15 protein-coding genes are annotated in these 16,432 nt (G+C 58.2%); 5 read left to right on the top strand and 10 right to left on the bottom strand.

From position 1 onward, the window contains the following. Positions 1–11 precede the first annotated feature (11 nt). The 9 genes from tssG to tssA form a co-directional block, all read right to left on the bottom strand. Entirely contained in the window at positions 12–1,019 is a 1,008-nt protein-coding gene (gene tssG / locus PspCFBP13508_RS10915; protein ID WP_137214428.1) for a type VI secretion system baseplate subunit TssG, read from the bottom strand. After that, entirely contained in the window at positions 983–2,770 is a 1,788-nt protein-coding gene (tssF, locus tag PspCFBP13508_RS10920; protein WP_024014825.1) for a type VI secretion system baseplate subunit TssF, read from the bottom strand. The genes tssG and tssF overlap by 37 nt, the downstream gene beginning before the upstream one ends. A gap of 49 nt (positions 2,771–2,819) precedes the next feature. After that, positions 2,820–3,212, bottom strand: a complete 393-nt coding sequence (locus PspCFBP13508_RS10925) for a hypothetical protein (protein ID WP_137214429.1) — start codon at positions 3,210–3,212, stop codon at positions 2,820–2,822. A gap of 70 nt (positions 3,213–3,282) precedes the next feature. Continuing rightward, positions 3,283–4,215 carry a DUF6402 family protein gene (locus PspCFBP13508_RS10930; RefSeq protein WP_137214430.1) on the bottom strand — a complete coding sequence of 311 codons (933 nt, stop codon included), beginning with the start codon at positions 4,213–4,215 and terminating at the stop codon, positions 3,283–3,285. 69 nt (positions 4,216–4,284) lie between these two features. After that, entirely contained in the window at positions 4,285–4,809 is a 525-nt protein-coding gene (locus tag PspCFBP13508_RS10935; protein WP_137214431.1) for a PAAR domain-containing protein, read from the bottom strand. 11 nt (positions 4,810–4,820) lie between these two features. Continuing rightward, positions 4,821–5,228 (bottom strand): type VI secretion system baseplate subunit TssE, encoded by a 408-nt coding sequence (gene tssE, locus PspCFBP13508_RS10940; RefSeq protein ID WP_007920274.1) that lies wholly within the window; start codon positions 5,226–5,228, stop codon positions 4,821–4,823. Between the two features lie 9 nt (positions 5,229–5,237). Then, complete coding sequence (gene tssC / locus PspCFBP13508_RS10945) at positions 5,238–6,713, bottom strand: type VI secretion system contractile sheath large subunit (RefSeq protein ID WP_016772499.1); 1,476 nt, start codon at positions 6,711–6,713, stop codon at positions 5,238–5,240. Positions 6,714–6,741: 28 nt separating this feature from the next. Then, a complete protein-coding gene (gene tssB / locus PspCFBP13508_RS10950; RefSeq protein WP_016772498.1) occupies positions 6,742–7,245 on the bottom strand; it encodes a type VI secretion system contractile sheath small subunit in 504 nt (167 codons plus the stop codon). A 32-nt stretch (positions 7,246–7,277) separates the two neighbouring features. Next, positions 7,278–8,840, bottom strand: a complete 1,563-nt coding sequence (gene tssA / locus PspCFBP13508_RS10955; RefSeq protein WP_056790892.1) for a type VI secretion system protein TssA — start codon at positions 8,838–8,840, stop codon at positions 7,278–7,280. 701 nt (positions 8,841–9,541) lie between these two features. Here tssA and PspCFBP13508_RS10960 point away from each other — a divergent pair. From PspCFBP13508_RS10960 to PspCFBP13508_RS10980, 5 genes are all read left to right on the top strand, one after another. Further along, on the top strand, positions 9,542–11,566 hold the full coding sequence (locus tag PspCFBP13508_RS10960; RefSeq protein ID WP_137214432.1) for a type VI secretion system tip protein VgrG: 2,025 nt from the start codon (positions 9,542–9,544) through the stop codon (positions 11,564–11,566). After that, complete coding sequence (locus tag PspCFBP13508_RS10965) at positions 11,563–12,411, top strand: DUF4123 domain-containing protein (RefSeq protein ID WP_137214433.1); 849 nt, start codon at positions 11,563–11,565, stop codon at positions 12,409–12,411. Before PspCFBP13508_RS10960 ends, PspCFBP13508_RS10965 begins: the two co-directional genes overlap by 4 nt. After that, the gene (locus PspCFBP13508_RS10970; protein WP_137214434.1) at positions 12,408–13,199 is read left to right on the top strand and encodes a hypothetical protein; all 792 of its coding nucleotides are present in this window, start codon (positions 12,408–12,410) and stop codon (positions 13,197–13,199) included. Before PspCFBP13508_RS10965 ends, PspCFBP13508_RS10970 begins: the two co-directional genes overlap by 4 nt. Then, the gene (locus PspCFBP13508_RS10975) at positions 13,196–15,526 is read left to right on the top strand and encodes a lipase family protein (RefSeq protein WP_137214435.1); all 2,331 of its coding nucleotides are present in this window, start codon (positions 13,196–13,198) and stop codon (positions 15,524–15,526) included. Before PspCFBP13508_RS10970 ends, PspCFBP13508_RS10975 begins: the two co-directional genes overlap by 4 nt. A gap of 94 nt (positions 15,527–15,620) precedes the next feature. After that, entirely contained in the window at positions 15,621–15,977 is a 357-nt protein-coding gene (locus PspCFBP13508_RS10980) for a hypothetical protein (RefSeq protein WP_137214436.1), read from the top strand. A gap of 97 nt (positions 15,978–16,074) precedes the next feature. Here PspCFBP13508_RS10980 and PspCFBP13508_RS10985 read toward each other — a convergent pair whose 3' ends face one another. Further along, positions 16,075–16,350 carry an HU family DNA-binding protein gene (locus PspCFBP13508_RS10985; RefSeq protein WP_003213368.1) on the bottom strand — a complete coding sequence of 92 codons (276 nt, stop codon included), beginning with the start codon at positions 16,348–16,350 and terminating at the stop codon, positions 16,075–16,077. Between the last annotated feature and the right edge of the window lie 82 nt (positions 16,351–16,432).

Genomic DNA, 16,432 nt, shown 5'->3' on the forward strand with positions numbered 1-16,432 from the left:
GGCTCACGTCCTTAATGAATTTTGCTGCCCAGGGTCACCACGCCGTCCGCTTTTTCGCGGCCCAGCCAACTGGTCCAACCGAGGCGACAGGCGTTCTGCTCACCGATGCGCAGTTCGCGGATTTCTTCCTGGCGCAGGACCAGGCGAATGTCGTAATCGAGCGGGTCACGCAGGGTGAACCGCACCAGCGCGCAGAGCGGCTGGTAGCCGAAACCGATCGGCAGGAATTCATGGAATCGCTGCCAGTCGAGTTCGGTGATGTGAATGCGGAATTTGCCGCTGCGATCGCGCACGTGCTCGCCCAGTACCAGGTCTTCGCCAAGTACGCTGTTGGCGCGGCCCAAACGATTGCGCTGCTCGTTGAGGATTTCCACGCGGCGCTCGATGCACTGCTCGATGACCAGGTCTTCGTGCTTGAAGTAGTAACGCAGCACGGCTTCGATCAGCGCCGCCGAGTGCGCCCGCAAACTGAGCAGGCCGAGGTACGGCAGCAAGCGTTTCCAGTTGAGTTCCTTGGCCTTGCGGATCTCGTCCCCGCCCAGGCCGATCAGGGCAAAGAGTTGCGCCGAGAACGGGTCGATCGCGCCGCTCTGGAAGCTCGCGCGGTAGCGATACTTGCGCCAGATCGGCAGCATCAGCCGTTGCAGGCGATGGTGGAACAGGTCGAGGAAATTGCGCGTCGGATTGCCGTCCTCGCTGTCGCCCAGGGCTTGTTCGCCATAGAACGCCGGCAGCGGCGAGCCGGAGCCGACCAGGCCGATCAGGTTGAAGCGCATGCGCGCGCGCATCTTGCCGTGCTCTTCGAAAAACTCCACGCGATCGACGTCGCTGCGCGGAAAGCCCAGGCTCGGGTTGGCCTGGAACTCGACCTGATCGTACAGATCGTCTTCGCTCAGATGCGGGTGTGCCTCGCGCAGCCGGTCGATCACCAGCAGCACGGCCTGAAACAGCGAGTACTCGCGTATTACCTTGGTCAGCCCGCTTAAAGCAGGGGCTGCAGGCCCATACGTGGTGTCCATTGGTACACCTCTCCCTGTGTGCTTTTTACCCGCAGCTCATGGAATGAATTGAGACTGGCGTAAAGCGCGAAAAACTCGTTGAGAACCGAAGCGAAGACGAACAGGTCGCCTTCGCCGATATAGCCTTCCGGGTCGATGGTCAGTTCGGTGCGCAAACCGCGCACCGGCAGACCGCGATGCAGTCGGTCGACGTGGTGATGCTTGATGTGCTTGAGGCCGCCGAGCAGGCGTTTGCTGACCTTTTCCGCGTGCTGGTCGTAGTAGCGTGGCAGGTCGTAGGTTTCCAGAATCACCTTCAACGCATTGACGTCGGCCAGCGACAGATAGTTAAGCGACATGTTGCTGATCAGCTTCCACAGGAAGTCACGGTTCAGCGGCGGCGCGAAACTCGGAGTGGCCGGGGTGATGTTGCGGAAACTGAGGAATTCCGGGGTCTGCTCGCTGGCCATGCAGATGTCGCCGAGCTTGAGCTTTTTCGGCAGGTTCTGGTTGGTGCACATCAGCTCGATCGACAGGGTTTCGTGGGCTTCGGTGTGGCGGATGCCGAAGCTCAGGTAAGTGTCGAGGCCGTCATGCAGCAAGGACGAACGCTGGCGAATGCTGTAATGCGGACGGCTGTTGGGCACGTCGAAACTCGGGTCGTGCTCGAAGGACTCGAACGGCACGTATTCCTGATAACCGAGACCGCCGGGCTTCCAGCCGGTGACGGTTTCCACCGAGAACACACCGCAGTTTTCCAGGTCGTATTCCGCCGGCAGCAACAGGTACTCGTCCTGCTTGCCATCGAGACGGATCGGCAGCGCGTCGTGCTCGAACAGATTGACGATCGGCGTGCAGAACAGCTTCACGTTATCGAGGGTCGGGCGCATGCGCATGATGCCGCTCTTGCGAATGTCGAAACGCAATTCGAGGCCGCGCATCTGCTTGAGGGTGTCTTCCGGCAAGGCCTTGAGAATGTCCAGACCGTTGACGTCGACGAACAGGAACTTGTCCTGAAAGGCGAAGTATTCCTGCAGGTAGCGATAGCCACGGAAGGTATTCAGCGGATACGGGATCAACGCTTCTTCTTCGGCAAAACCCACCGGTTTCACCCGGTCGCCGGGAATCTTGAACGCCATCGGCTTGCCGCTGACGCCATCGATCGGCTTGCCGGCGCCGTCGAGCGGGATCAGTTCGATGCCGTCGAGGTTGCGCAGCAGGCTCAGGTAGAGCATCTGGCTGATGTAGCGCTCACCGGCAAAGTGCAGGCGCAATTTACTCAGCTCCAGCTCACCGAGATGGCCGTCAGCGCTCATTTCCAGGCGCAGGCTGAGCAGCGAGCCATCGCCCTTTACCGAGTAATTCAGCGCGGCCAGATCCAGCGGCAACACCTCGGTCGGGTAGCACGTACGGAAGCGGCAGCGCACGTCTTCGATCGGCTTGCTCTCGATCGGCGTATCGCGCTCGACCAGCAGTGCCGGCCCGGAACGCTTGAGCGGATCAAACTGCAGAATGCTGAACGCCGGCAGCGGGCGCATGTAGTTCGGCCACAGCAGCTGCATCAGCGAATGGCTGAGCTCCGGCAGTTCGTCATCGAGCTTCTGCCGCAGGCGCCCGGTGAGGAATGCAAAGCCTTCGAGCAACCGCTCCACATCCGGATCCCGCCCGGCCTGCCCCAGATACGGCGCCAGCGCCGGACTACGCTCGGCGAAACGGCGACCGAGCTGGCGCAGTGCGGTGAGTTCGCTTTGGTAGTAGTGGTTAAAGGACACGGGGTACCTGCTTGGTGGTAGTGGTTCTACGATCCATCACGAATGCTCATCAATTTTCCAGATGCACATAGGGCGTGTTGCTGATAAAAATATTCATCCAATGCCACTCCCATTGCGGCATAGCAATATCGAATGTCTTTTTATCTTTGTTGAAGTACATCCAATAAACACCCACTGAGCTCTGATCCTCGGTCAGGCGCATATCCAGCAACTGTGTTGAGTAAAGCGGAGTGCGATAAACTTCTTCCGGGTGTTTTTTGTCAATGACTCGAAGGTAGGCCATTCCAGCAAACCCAGGAATCCCGCCAACTGGAACATTTTCCAGAAGATAGCGCCCGGATGTATCGACAGTCGTCACATTGGCCGGAAAGTTAAGCATCTTGTTAACTACCAGAAATAAAACAGCGATGCAAATGATCAACAACGCTGCAATACGCAACATCTTTTTCCTGCGGCCCGGAAACGCTTTAGTCTTCACAAACATAATTTATCAACCACCTTCCGCCGCACGATCAGCTTGAAATTGAAATAGTGAATGGCGGGACGGCCTCATACTTGATATCGGACAGCACACGAAAATCCCCGCCTTTACCATGGCACTGCCTGTATTCGACAAAGTCACTGTTTTGAATCAGATAGAAACGCTCACCTTCAAGCTCCTTGAACACTTCCGCCACGTCGGCAGCGTCCAAAACACCTGTTTCCATGATGGCAGTCTGGTTGGAATTGATACTGACGTTACGTGCAGCGGCTTCCGGAGGAATAACCGTGCCGTTAAAGTTCCAGAAACCGAGAGGCTGACTAATGAAGTCAGAACCGTCACCAAAGTCATAACTGTCTTCAACGTAAAATCCAAGCCCATCGACTAGGAATTCTATTTTCTTGGCAGCAATGACAACTTGCCCTTGCGCTATGACTCGTAGATTGTAGTTGGCGAGCGCCCCACGCAAGTCGTCAAGGACGTCCATACGCCATTGCGCCATGGTGACGGAAACGGTATTGCTGTAGCCAAACTCTTCAGCTTCGCGGGCGCTATTGAACACAACTGGATACTTACCGTCGGCGTGATCTTTATATTTCTTGATTATCGCGAAACGTATTTGCTTCTGCGCATTCGGACTGTTCCACATGGACTTTAGATATGCGTAATCTTTCTGCACGCGCTCAAAGGAAAGGAGCCAGCTCATCTTTACGATCGAGTCGTCGATGTACTGCTCAGGTATCTCCTTTTGGTGGAGTTTGCTAGCCGCGTCCATTCCACCGTTTTCGGTGGCCCATGGCTTACCAGCAAACCATCGGCGCATCAGCGCAGCAGATGTCGGCCACTTCATTTTGTCCATGGCTGCCGGGATGTCTGAAATACCGAATTTGCGCTTTGCAATCGCACACTGCCCAGCCTTGTTACTCGCTGGAGTCATGTTTGCAGTCACCGCTGTCTTCGTCATCTCAAAATCCTTGCATAAATAATTCGAGCAATCCCAAGGACTGTCGACTCACCGAGCAACCGTGGTTGCTTACGCAATCGCAACCTTTGTTTGTTGCTCAATCACCAATTCAATGGCTTCCGCTGTCATGGAAAAAACACGCTGTGTCTTTCCATCGTTGTCGGTAACCCCATTGATAACCTTTCCCGAAGCGGTCTTCAGCGTGTATTCAACCCCTGCCAATGGCTGTCCGGTTTCTTCACAGTTGACTATGAAATGCTCATTGAACGGCCACTGGATTTCGACGGGCAACGGCGGCACAAATGGCGCTGGCGTATGCGAATTGCCGATAATCACCGTCCCTGAACCCGCCGTAACCTTGTTCCCGTGAGAGCCAACGGAGCCGACCGTGGCGGCCGGTTTTCCGTTGATCAACACGGTAGTGGCAAGATCGCCGACCATCGCACCACCACACGCCGAGACATCGCCTTGGCGGGCGGCCGCGAGGCCGTCGAAGAACACGTCGCCGGAACCGGCGGCGATCGGGTTGGTGCCGTGGCCGGGGAGCGGGCAAGCGGTGGGGTCGGATACGCGTGCTGCGGGTTTGCCAGACATCGGGGATCTCCTTAGGTGACCTTGACTTGACCGCTGCCATCCAGGCGCGCGGAGAAACTGACCTGACGCTTGAAACCCTCGACTTCCAGCAGGCCTTCGATACTGAAGGCCAGGCGAAGTTGATCGTGGTCACGCGGCAGGGAAATGACACGCACGTTGCTCAGGCGTGGCTCGTAGGCTTCGATGAAGTTTTCGATAGCCAGGCGGGCCTGACTCAGGGAGTCGTGCAGGCTCAGGCGCATGTCATTGAGATCGGGCAACCCGTAGTCGGCCAGCGTTTGCACGCTGCCGGCCCGGGTGCTGAGCATTTTGGCCAGATGGGCAGCCACTGACGCCATGGCGCAAGCCTCAAGGCTGTTGCCCTTGCGTAGTTGTGCGTCGCCGTTGAGGCGTTCGAACAGGCTGCCGTATCCGTCCATGAGTCGCTCTTACTCTTTGTCCAGCTTGCCAACCAGCGACAGGGTGAAATCGGCCCCCATGTACTTGAAGTGCGGACGCACGTTCAAGCTCACGCGGTACCAGCCCGGCTCGCCTTCAACGTCGCTGACGATCACTTGCGCAGCGCGCAGCGGACGACGGCCACGGACTTCGGCGCTCGGGTTTTCCTGGTCGGCAACGTACTGACGGATCCACTTGTTCAGTTCCAGCTCGAGGTCGGTACGCTCTTTCCACGAACCGAGTTGCTCGCGCTGCAGCACCTTCAAGTAGTGAGCCAGACGGTTGACGATCATCATGTACGGCAGTTGGGTGCCGAGCTTGTAGTTCAGCTCTGCCGCCTTGCCTTCTGCGCTGATGCCGAAGAACTTCGGCTTCTGCACCGAGCTTGCGGAGAAGAACGCCGCGTTGTCGGAGCCTTTGCGCATGGTCAGGGAGATGAAGCCTTCCTCGGCCAGTTCGTATTCACGACGGTCGGAAACCAGTACTTCGGTAGGAATCTTGGTTTCGATTTCGCCCATGCTTTCGAAATGGTGCAGAGGCAGATCTTCAACCGCGCCACCGCTCTGCGGGCCGATGATGTTCGGGCACCAGCGGAATTTGGCGAAGCTGTCGGTCAGCTTGGTGCCGAACGCGTAAGCGGTGTTGCCCCACAGGTAGTGCTCGTGGCTGTTGGCAACGGTTTCCTTGTACACGAACGATTTCACCGGGTTTTCTTCCGGATCGTACGGGTTGCGCAGCAGGAAACGCGGCACGGTCAGGCCAACATAGCGAGAATCTTCCGAGGTACGGAAGCTCTGCCATTTGGCGAATTGCGGGCCTTCGAAGTGGTCTTTCAGATCCTTCAGATCCGGCAGGCCGGTGAAGCTTTCCAGGCCGAAGAATTTCGGCCCGGCGGCAGCGATGAACGGCGCGTGGGACATGCACGAAACGCTGGCCACGTACTGCATCAGCTTGACGTCTGGCGAGCTTGGCGACATGTAGTAGTTGGCGATGATCGCGCCCACCGGCTGACCACCGAACTGGCCGTATTCAGCGGTGTAGATGTGCTTGTACAGGCCCGACTGCATGACTTCCGGCGAATCTTCGAAATCGTCCAGCAGGTCTTCTTTGGAGACGTTGAGGATTTCGATCTTGATGTTTTCGCGGAAGTTGGTGCGGTCGACCAGCAGCTGCAGACCACGCCACGACGATTCCAGAGCCTGGAAATCCGGGTGGTGCAGGATCTCGTCCATCTGACGGCTGAGCTTGGCATCGATCTCGGCGATCATGCGGTCAACCATGGCTTTCTTGACCGGCTCACCGTTGTTCTGCGGCTTGAGCAGCTCTTCGATGAACGCCGACACGCCACGCTTGGCGATGTCGTAGGCTTCGTCGTCCGGGGTCAGACGGGTTTCGGCGATGATGCTGTCGAGAATGCTGTATTCGCCGCTGGCGGCGCTCTTCTCTTGTGCTGCGCTAGTGCTCATTGTGTTGGCTTCCTTGGCTACTGGAGTCTCAGGCGTCCGGGGCTGCGGCGTTCAGGCCCAGCTCACCGAGTACGCGACCGCGGGATTCGTCGTCGGCGAGCACGCCTTCGATCGCTTTACGGAACGCAGGTGCGTTACCCAGCGGGCCTTTGAGGGCCACCAGCGCATCGCGCAGTTCCATCAGTTTTTTCAGCTCAGGCACTTGCTCGACCAGGCTGGCCGGGTTGAAGTCCTTCATCGAATTGACGCGCAATTGCACGGCCAGCTCTTCAGCCTCGCCATCTTCCTGCAGACGGTTCGGCACACTCAGCGTCAGACCCAGCTCTTGCTTGGCCAACACTTCGTCGAAGGTCATCTTGTCGATGCTGATCGGCTTGCGATCTTCGATTTTGCGATCGTCCTTGCGGTGGGTGTAGTCACCGATTGCCAGCAGCTTCAGCGGCAGTTCAATCTCTTCCTGAGCTCCGCCGGTGGCGGGTTTGAAGGTGACGTTGATGCGTTCCTTGGGGGCTACCGAGCCTTCTTTGGCCATGGCTTTTCTCCTTGCGGTTGTGGCCCTGGGGCCTATTCGAGTACCACTTCGAGGTCGAGGTGGCACAGCCTGCGATAAATCTCTTCCTTGCTTTCACGTACGGCGTGGTTCTGCGGCAACAACTCGCAGCAACTGTGCAGCAGGTGCAGCACTTGCAATGCAAGATCGGGCTCCCAGGCGTGCAGGCCTGAGTCCTGTAATGTCTGATCGAGGGTTTCGAGCTGGTTCTTGGCCAGTTCGTATTTCTTGGCCAGGAAACACAGCCGCGCGAGGGTGAACTGCCAGAAGAAGCGTTCGCGGCCACCGTGGGCCGATTGCAGACCCTGCTTGAGAATCTGCACGGCCGGCTTCAAACCTTCCTTGCGCAGGATCGGCTGGACTTCCTCGAGGGCTTTTTCCCACGCCGGCTGGGTTTCGACGTTCTCGCTTTCGACCTTGCGCGGCGCGCTGGCGCTTTGCAGGTGCGGCATGACGTTGGCGGCGATCCACGCCCGGGTGGACGGATCGGCAAACGGCGCGCCGTCATGGAAGCGCAACTCGATGATGCCCGGCAGGCGCTGAATCAAAAGCGCGAAGTGGATTTCCACTTCGCGCATGGCCAGCTCGGCGTTGAGGTTCTGGAGACATTCCCAGACCATCCTCTGGCCATCGAACCAGAACGGCGCCTTCGCCAGGCTCGCCTCCAGTTCCACCAGCAGGTCGGCGTATTTGCCCTGATCGAAACGGTCCTGATAGAGCTTGAGCTTTTCCAGCGGCAGACCGCGCAGCACGGTGATCTGCTCGGCGTTGCGCTCGGGCACCGCGTCGATGGTCATCCACAACAGCGTGCGATTGAGGCGCAGGGCACGCAGGTCGGTGGCTTTCTGTTTCAGCCACCAGGCACACAATGGCCGGGCGCTGTCCTGCTGGGCGCGCAGGGCTTTGTGCGCATCCCGCTCGTTGTCGATCGGCGCGCCGGGGGTGAGCAGTTGGGTCGCGGCCTGCTTGACCTGCGCCACCGCCGCGCCCACCACGCCGGGCGCCGGCTGGTTGTCGGCGGCGCGCTGAATCATGGTTTTCAGGCGGCGGGAGATCGGCAGCAGCAGCGGCGCGTCATCGCCCAGGTGTTCAGTGCACGCGGCCTCAAGACCGGCCAGGTGCTCGGACAGCTGCCGGAACATCGGCAACTGCTCTTTGATCGCAATATTTTCGGTGATGACCTGCTCGAGACGCGGCACCAGCCAGCCGATCGCGGCGGCACGGGTGCGGGGTTTGAGCGGGTGGACGTCGGCCCAGTTGTTTTCCGACAGATGGTGCAGCAGACCGAGGCCGGCGAGCAGCCCGGGGAAGGATTCGCGCTGGTACAGCGACCAGGTCAGCCAGGCGCCGACACGCAGATCCTTGGATTGGGTACGCAGCAGATTTTCGCTGTTTTCGCGGATTTTCAGCCAGTCGATCTGCCCGCTTTCGTGCATCGACGAAGCCTTGGCCAGCTCACTTTCCAGCGCCTCGAATTCGCTAGAAAAACGAACGTCTTCGCCCGCGAAATTCTCTTTGGAAACAGAGACTTTTGCGAGTTCGAGGTAATGGGCGGAAAGTTTGCTTGAGTAGGACATCCATGGCCTTTATTAAGGATTACAGTCATGCGCGCGAATGGAGTTTCAGCAACGCGGGACAGTACCGAAGAGCAGTTCAGCGACTCATCCAATTGAGATGTGCTCTTTCAAGTGGGCGCATCGTAATCACAATGATGGCCACTAGCAAGCATCTGATTAAACAACAAGACGAACTGTTCATTGAGGTCTGTAGGAGATCGCCCTATATGTCGCAGGGGTTTCCCTGAGGCCGATTAATACACGACGAATTTTCCATGACCCTGTCAAACCCTTGACCCAGAGCCCTGCGCCACGGCCGGGCGAGTTTACCTTACGCTCGTACCCCCAAGCGGCGTGCAGCATGCCAAATTCAAAAAAAAATAGAAGTAGGACACTTCCGAAAATGACTGGTTTGCTTCAATAAGTTCTCCGTGACAACGATCAACGCAGAAAGTGCCACTATAATGATGGCATTTCATATTTCTGAAAACTTCCGAAATCCTTCAAACATTGCAAACTCGATAGTTATCGAAGCACCTGCCTACGGACACTTCCTTCATTCCGGACGACACTTTCACACCCGGAATACTCTGACAAATGTCAGGGATACTTCTTACATCAATTAATTTGCCGCGCCGCTAGCTTGCCCTGGCAACTTTTCATGCGCGGCGATCAGGGAGGACGGCATCGCGCTTTGACTCACTTTGCTTAAGGACAAGCCCATGTTCGGCAAAGGCCACTGCGCGCCATTCTCATTGCACATCCCGGCCATTCGTCACGACTTCAAGGTGCTCGCGTTCACGGGCACTGAAGCCATCAGTCAGCTGTACGCATTTCGCATCGAGCTGGTGAGCGAGCACGCGGATTTCGATCTGGAAAGCTTGCTCAGCCAACCTGCGTTTCTGCAGTTCGGATCAGCGGGCGAAGGCATTCACGGGCGGATCGAAAACGTCATGCTCGGCGATTCAGGCAAGCGCCTGACCCGTTATGAACTGACACTGGTACCGGCGCTGCATTATCTGCAACTGAGCCACGACCAGCGGATTTTCCAGCAACTGACCGTGCCGCAGATCATCGCGCAAGTGCTCAAAGGGCATGGCATCCAGGCCGATGACTTCACGTTCAATGTCGCCGCCGGTGAGCCTCGCGAGTACTGCACGCAGTACGGCGAAAGCGACTTCCTGTTCATCCAGCGCCTGTGCGCCGAAGAGGGTATTGCCTGGCACCATCAACATTCGCTCGACGGGCACTTACTGGTATTCAGCGACAGCCCGGTGTTCGCACGCAAATTGGGTACGACAGACTTTCGGGTTGATAGCGGCATGGTTGCCGAACACCCGGTCGTCAACCACCTGACCATGGGCTTCAACACCCGTACCAGCACGGTCACCCGCCGTGACTATGATCTCAAGCGCCCAAGCCTGCTGCTGGAAAGCCGCTTCACCGCAGAATTCACGCCGGCTCTGGAGGACTATCGCTATCCACTGTTGCTGAAGTCCGAGAAGCACGGCAAACAGCTGGCGCGTCAGGCCTTGGAGCGCCATCGCAGCGACTACCAATGGATTGAAGGCAAAAGCGATCAGGCGATTTTGCGCAGCGGTCACCTGTTCGAGCTGAGCGAACATCCCAGGGCCGAGTGCAACGAGTTGTGGCTGTTGGTCAGTCTCAGTCACGAAGGCAAGCAACCGGCAGTGCTCGAAGAGGCTTTCAGCAGCGAGGCGAAACCTGCCGATGGTTTTTCCCAGGGCTATCGCAATACCTTCAGGGCCATTCCCGCAGAGGTGGTCTACCGTCCGCCTTTGCCCGCGCCAAGGCCCTTGCTGGTCTGCCAGACCGCGCGCGTTACCGGGCCTCCCGGAGAAGAGATCTTCTGCGATGAGTACGGCAGGGTTCGTGTCGAGTTTCCTTGGGATCGCGCTGAACGCAACAGCGAAAAAAGCAGCTGCTGGTTACGCGTAGCGTCCAGTTGGGCAGGTGACGGATTCGGTGCGGTGACCATTCCCCGGGTCGACATGGAAGTGGTCGTGACCTTCCTGGAAGGCGACCCGGACCAACCGCTGATTACCGGCTGCATCGCCAACAAGGTCAATGCCGTCGCCCATCCCTTGCCGGCGAGTAAAACCCGCACGGTATTACGCAGCCAGAGCTCACCGCGCAATGGCGGCTACAACGAACTGTCGATCGAGGATCGCGCCGGGCAGGAGAAGATCTACCTGCGCGCGCAGCGCGACCTCGAGCAACTGATCCTCAACGACAGCCGCAGCCTGATCACTCGCGACCGCCATGAGCATGTCGGCAATGACAGCACCAGCCTCATTGAGGGCAGGGATTCGCGCACTCATCAAGGGCTGCGCAGCACCGTGATCAACGCCGATGACTTGTTGCAGGTCAGCGGCACCAGCAGCCAGACCCTGGGCGCTCTGGTGATCCAGGCCGGCCAGCAGGCGCATGTCACGGCAAGCAACGTGGTGATCGATGCCGGCATGAGCCTGACGCTGTCAGCGGGCGGTCATCACATCGTGATCAATGCCGGCGGGATTTTCAGCAGCGTGCCCATCGTTCAGGGCGGAGCGCCACTACCGGGGCTCGCACCGCTACAGCCGCTACAGGCAGAGGCTGGCCTGGTTCTTCCGAGCAGCGCCACGCCGCTGTCGATCATCAACAGCGCCCGCCAGCAGGCAGCGGATTTTTGCCCGCTGTGCGAAGCCTGCGCGGCGGGTCTGTGCGAGCTGGGAGAAGTCGCATGAGCCCGGTCGAACAATGGTTGCACGCTCAGTCCCGCGCCGGCTGCGAACTGTATCTGATGCTCGACACCGACGGCCAAAGCGCAGAGCACGCTGCGTTGACCCGCGACCTCGGCACCGAGCGGTTTCGTCCGCTCTACAGCGGCACGCCGGCCGAGTCGCTGGTGCCGATCGGCCCGCTGCTGTTGCAAATCGATACGGCGCAGCATCCCGCCATCCAGACCTTGCTCGCCACGCCCGAGCGCAATTGGGGCTGGCTGGCCAGTGCCCGTCACGTCGAACTTGATCTGCTGGCGGCGCATTGGCGCGAGCGCCTGATAACCGGCGAACGCCCGAATCAGGCGGTGTACCGCGTGCATGACAACCGGGTTCTGGGCCGTGCGCTGGCGCACCTGCAACCCGAGCACCGCGCGGCGTTTCTCGGGCCATTCAACAGCGTCTGCTATTGGCACGCAGAGCGATGGAACGCCATCGACAACCCGGACCCCGGCCACCACCCGCTGCCGATGGATCCGCCGTGGCTGCACACGCCGACCCCGGAGCTGATCTACGCCAACGTGCTGTTCGACAACACCCGCCGTTACCTGGTCGGCGAACACACCGAAGCCATGGCCACGCTGGCCGAACAGCTCGACGTCGATGAGTGGCTGTGGGGCCTGATTCAACTGACGCACTTGTGGGGCTGGCAACAACCGGAGCAAGTGCATTTCTTGCTGACCCGCAGTTTGCAGTTACCGGGATATCGGCCAGGCAAATCATGGCTGCCCAAACCCGGTGAAGATCCGGCGATGCATTTTGAGCGGGTATATCAGGAAGCGTTGTATTGGCAGGGAGAGGTAGGTCGATGAGGAACTTGAAACGAGGGTTGCTGCTGAGTGGTTGCCTGGGATTGCTGGTGGGTTGTACGACGGTGAAGACCCCGAACACGTTTACGTTTGTTCCGGATTTTCCACTTGGATTCAAATATGAGCTGAAGGCTATCTACCTGCCCGCAGCGGGTGAAACCTGCCGCGTGCCAGGAAAGCCGGATTTCTGGGTGAGCTTCAATAAACCCACCATGGAATATGTAAACACTGCGGAAATCGAGTTGTACAAAACCATCAGCGATTGTCCGTTGGCGCTCAACAAAGTGGAAATCAAGGTCATCGGCTTTTATGGAAAAGGCCGAAGCAACTTCAGCATGGATTACGCCTCGATTTTCGTGCGTCCAGAGTTGCTGAAACGAATAAAGGGCACATTCAACGAGGACGGCCTGGGTGAGTTTACAGGCGAATGCATGTGGTTTTTTCGGACAGTCAGCCCCAAGCGTAACCTAATAAAAATGTTGAGATGTAAAGGAATGGATCAAGAAGGAAATGTAGCCCGGAGCCGCCCTCATGGCGCGTACACACTGGATCAACTCCCAGGAAAAACCGTGAGGTTGAAAATAAACCTAGCGAATGAAGAGCAACCTGGTTGGGGGGACACTTGGGTCCAGGTTCCTGGTGGCTGGAAGCGCTGTATGGGGGAAGGCTATGAGGACCAGCGTGGTTATTGCAATGGAAATTATGAAGACTTCAGCACCTTCAGAATGGTGGATGGACGGATTTGCACCATCTATCCAAGTTGCAACGAAAACACGGACGAGACTCCATGAACGCTGAATCCTTACCGACAAGCGTTACCACCTTTATGCAAGGTGATATCCACGCCTGCCCGATGCGCGGGCATTCGACCAGTTTTCAATTGGTGAATGAGTTCGGAGATGGCACACCCTACGCCGGCTTGGCATATGAGATCACCGACTACGAAGATACCGTTCATACTGGAAAACTGGATGCGAAAGGCTGGGCAAAGGTAAACAACCACCATTGTGGCCCGGTAGTGCTCAAGCTGAATAAGCCTTTTCAAGGAGCAGAAGCGCTGTATCGAGACTTGAGAAAAAGACTGGACTACCCCCTTCCCATCACCGAACTCCAAGTCCGCGCCGAAAAAACCCGCTTCTTCCACAAAACAGGCACTCGCACCCAGGCAAACCCCGCCAGGGACCTGCCCGAAACCGACGCGTACTGTCAGGTCGAAGTCAGTGAACTGGTAAAGCACATCGCCCACCTGCCACCACTGGTTGCTCGTCGCGACCCTCCGAAGAGGGCGGCGCACAAGCTCATGCGATCGGCGGCGAAGTCCAGAGACTTCACGCTCGTCGATAAAACTTCTGCGGATGGCGGACTGCACACAATCTTGAGTGCGGCGGAGATGGCCACCGTCGAACTGGGGTTTTCCCCGCCGCCGCCCAAGGGCGTCGCACTGCTGCCGAACCAACACCATGTGCTGGAAGTACGGCCGATGAGAGCGCTACGGCCAATGCTGTCGACAGGCGACGCGTTCTGCGCGCTCAACCTTTATCAGCTGTCGGTGATGGCGACGCTGAGCTACACCGATTTCGGACAGGAACCCAACACTCAACCGGTGCAGACCGACACGGTAAGCTTTCCGGTACAGCCCAGCAGCGGCAACTGGTTCGGCCACGCGCTACCGCAGTTCGACGAGTTGTGGAAGGTCGATGACTCGCAAACGCAGAAATACTACCCACTGTACGAAGACGTGCCGTATTCGAAACGCTTGGAAGTGGTGCCGTTCGACCCGAACCTTTACCCCGAAGTGAATGACCCCGCGTTGGGCGACGAACAAGAACACCCGGCCAAGTTGCACTGTCTCGATGACCGTAACAAAGACAACAGTACTGATACCCAAGCTTTCATCTGCCACCATGACGAGTTGATCCTGATCAGCGTGCGAGGTACCAGTGAGATCTGGCCCGACGGCCGGCGTGACGGGGATGCCTATCAGGTTCCCTTTGCCGAAGGCGAAGGCAAAGTGCACCGCGGTTTCTACGGTGGCGCTTTGGCGGCTTATCCATTCATCGTGACTTATCTGGAAAAATTCTACAGCGGGCAAAAGCTGCTGATCACGGGTCACAGTCTGGGCGGTGCAGTTGCACTGATCCTGTCCGAGATGCTGAGACGCAACCTGGAGTTCTCCCCGCAAATCGTGCTCTACACCTACGGCGCCCCCCGCGCTGGTGACACCACGTTCATCGAAAGCGCCAAAGCATTGGCCCACCACCGCATCGTCAATCAGAACGACCCGGTTCCGAGCGTTCCCGCCACATGGATGAATACTTTCGCCAAGCCTGGGCCGATGTACGCAACCAACGCCGTGGTGCTGGGCTTCAACCCGGTCGCCGGCCTCGGCCTGCTGATCTGGGGAATCATCAATTTCTTTGGCGACGACTATGGGCATCACGGTGCTTTGCGCCATTTCATGCCCGTTGAGTTCGACAAGGACCACCGATCCTCCCTTCTCTGGGAGCCGGGTTGCAGCACGATCGTCGATCACGGCTGCGCCAAGGCCCTGCGCGCTACGAACGGCTTGCCCGAACGCGGATCGTTTCTGCGGCAGTTGTTCGACCGGGGTCACCACTCAATGGTCGGCAGCTACATCCCCGGCTGCTGGGCCAGCTTGCGCCGTTGGCAGGAAGCACTGCAGCGCAAGCGTTCGCTGGTGACCAATCGCGAATTCGAGTGGATCAGCAGCGCCCTGGAGAATATTCAGCAACAGCTGCGGGCCGTTAAGCGCGATCTGCAAAACAACCACCGTTCTTACGTGCGAGAGCAGGAGCGCGCGCACAAGACGCTGATGCTCAATCAGGAAATAGACAAGATCAGCATGACCAAGGCCCGCCTGACAGCGCTGCGCAGTCAACGGGTCACCGAGGTCGACGTTTACGGCAGCTATGCCGACCAGCCCGAATGGGTCGAGGAAAGTTTGCTGCGCTGGAACGCCCACCCTGAAAACCTGGTTCAGGAGCAACTGGCGATGATCCCGCCAGCCGCTGAAGACCACGACGCCGCTATCGCCGCGATGACCGGAGGGCATGCGGTTGGCGCGCCGTTTCAGCTGGATATTGATTCGATTGTGTAGCGCCTGAACAACGGGCGGGCAAAACATGGCTGTGCCAGAATCCAACGCTCGAAAATGCGATCCCTCTACTACAACTGCCAAGGAGCTTCATTTCATGGAATTGAAACCACTGTTTCTCGCCGCGCTCATGTGGCTGCCCATCACCCACGCGTCAGCGGAAACCCCACCATTGGACGGCCATTACTACCTGACCGGCGCAATGGAAATGGGCGCCGAGTTGCTGTTGCGAAAGGACGGCACCTTTGATGCCGGTGTGGCGTATGGCAGCGCCGATGGCTTTGCCAAAGGCACCTGGAAAGTCGAGAACCAGACAGTAGTGCTGGAAAGCAAAACCAAGCCTGCCTCCAACAGCGATCTGGGCGGACTGTTCCAGGACCTGCAACTGGCGATCGAGCCAAACTGCCTGGCCGTGGATTTCGGCAACGGCAAGGCCTGCTTCCGACGCCAGTAAGCCAACAGACAGCCACAAAAAATGGGCACCCGACCGCAATCGGTGTGCCCATTTCTCATTTGCGGTTCTCCCCGTCATTCAGGGGAGCACGCCGCCATCAAGGATTGACGCTGTCTTTCAACGATTTGCCTGGCTTGAATGCCACGGTGTTGCTGGCCTTGATCTTGACCGGTTCGCCGGTCTGCGGGTTTTTGCCGGTGCGGGCGCCGCGGTGGCGTTGCAGGAAGGTGCCGAAGCCAACCAGCGTCACGCTGTCCTTGCGGTGCAGGGCGCCGGTGATTTCTTCGAGGACGGCGTTGAGGACGCGGTTGGCCTGTTCTTTGGTCAGGTCTGCCTTTTCGGCGATTGCAGCGGCGAGTTCTGGTTTACGCATTAGTGAAGCCCCTTTGACGGTTTTTTGTTGTTATGTCCGTGCTGTTCTCGTTGGAACAGCGCCCAAGGCGCCGCAGGCTCTA

The organism is Pseudomonas sp. CFBP13508 (assembly GCF_005233515.1).
Classification (GTDB): domain Bacteria; phylum Pseudomonadota; class Gammaproteobacteria; order Pseudomonadales; family Pseudomonadaceae; genus Aquipseudomonas; species Aquipseudomonas mercuritolerans.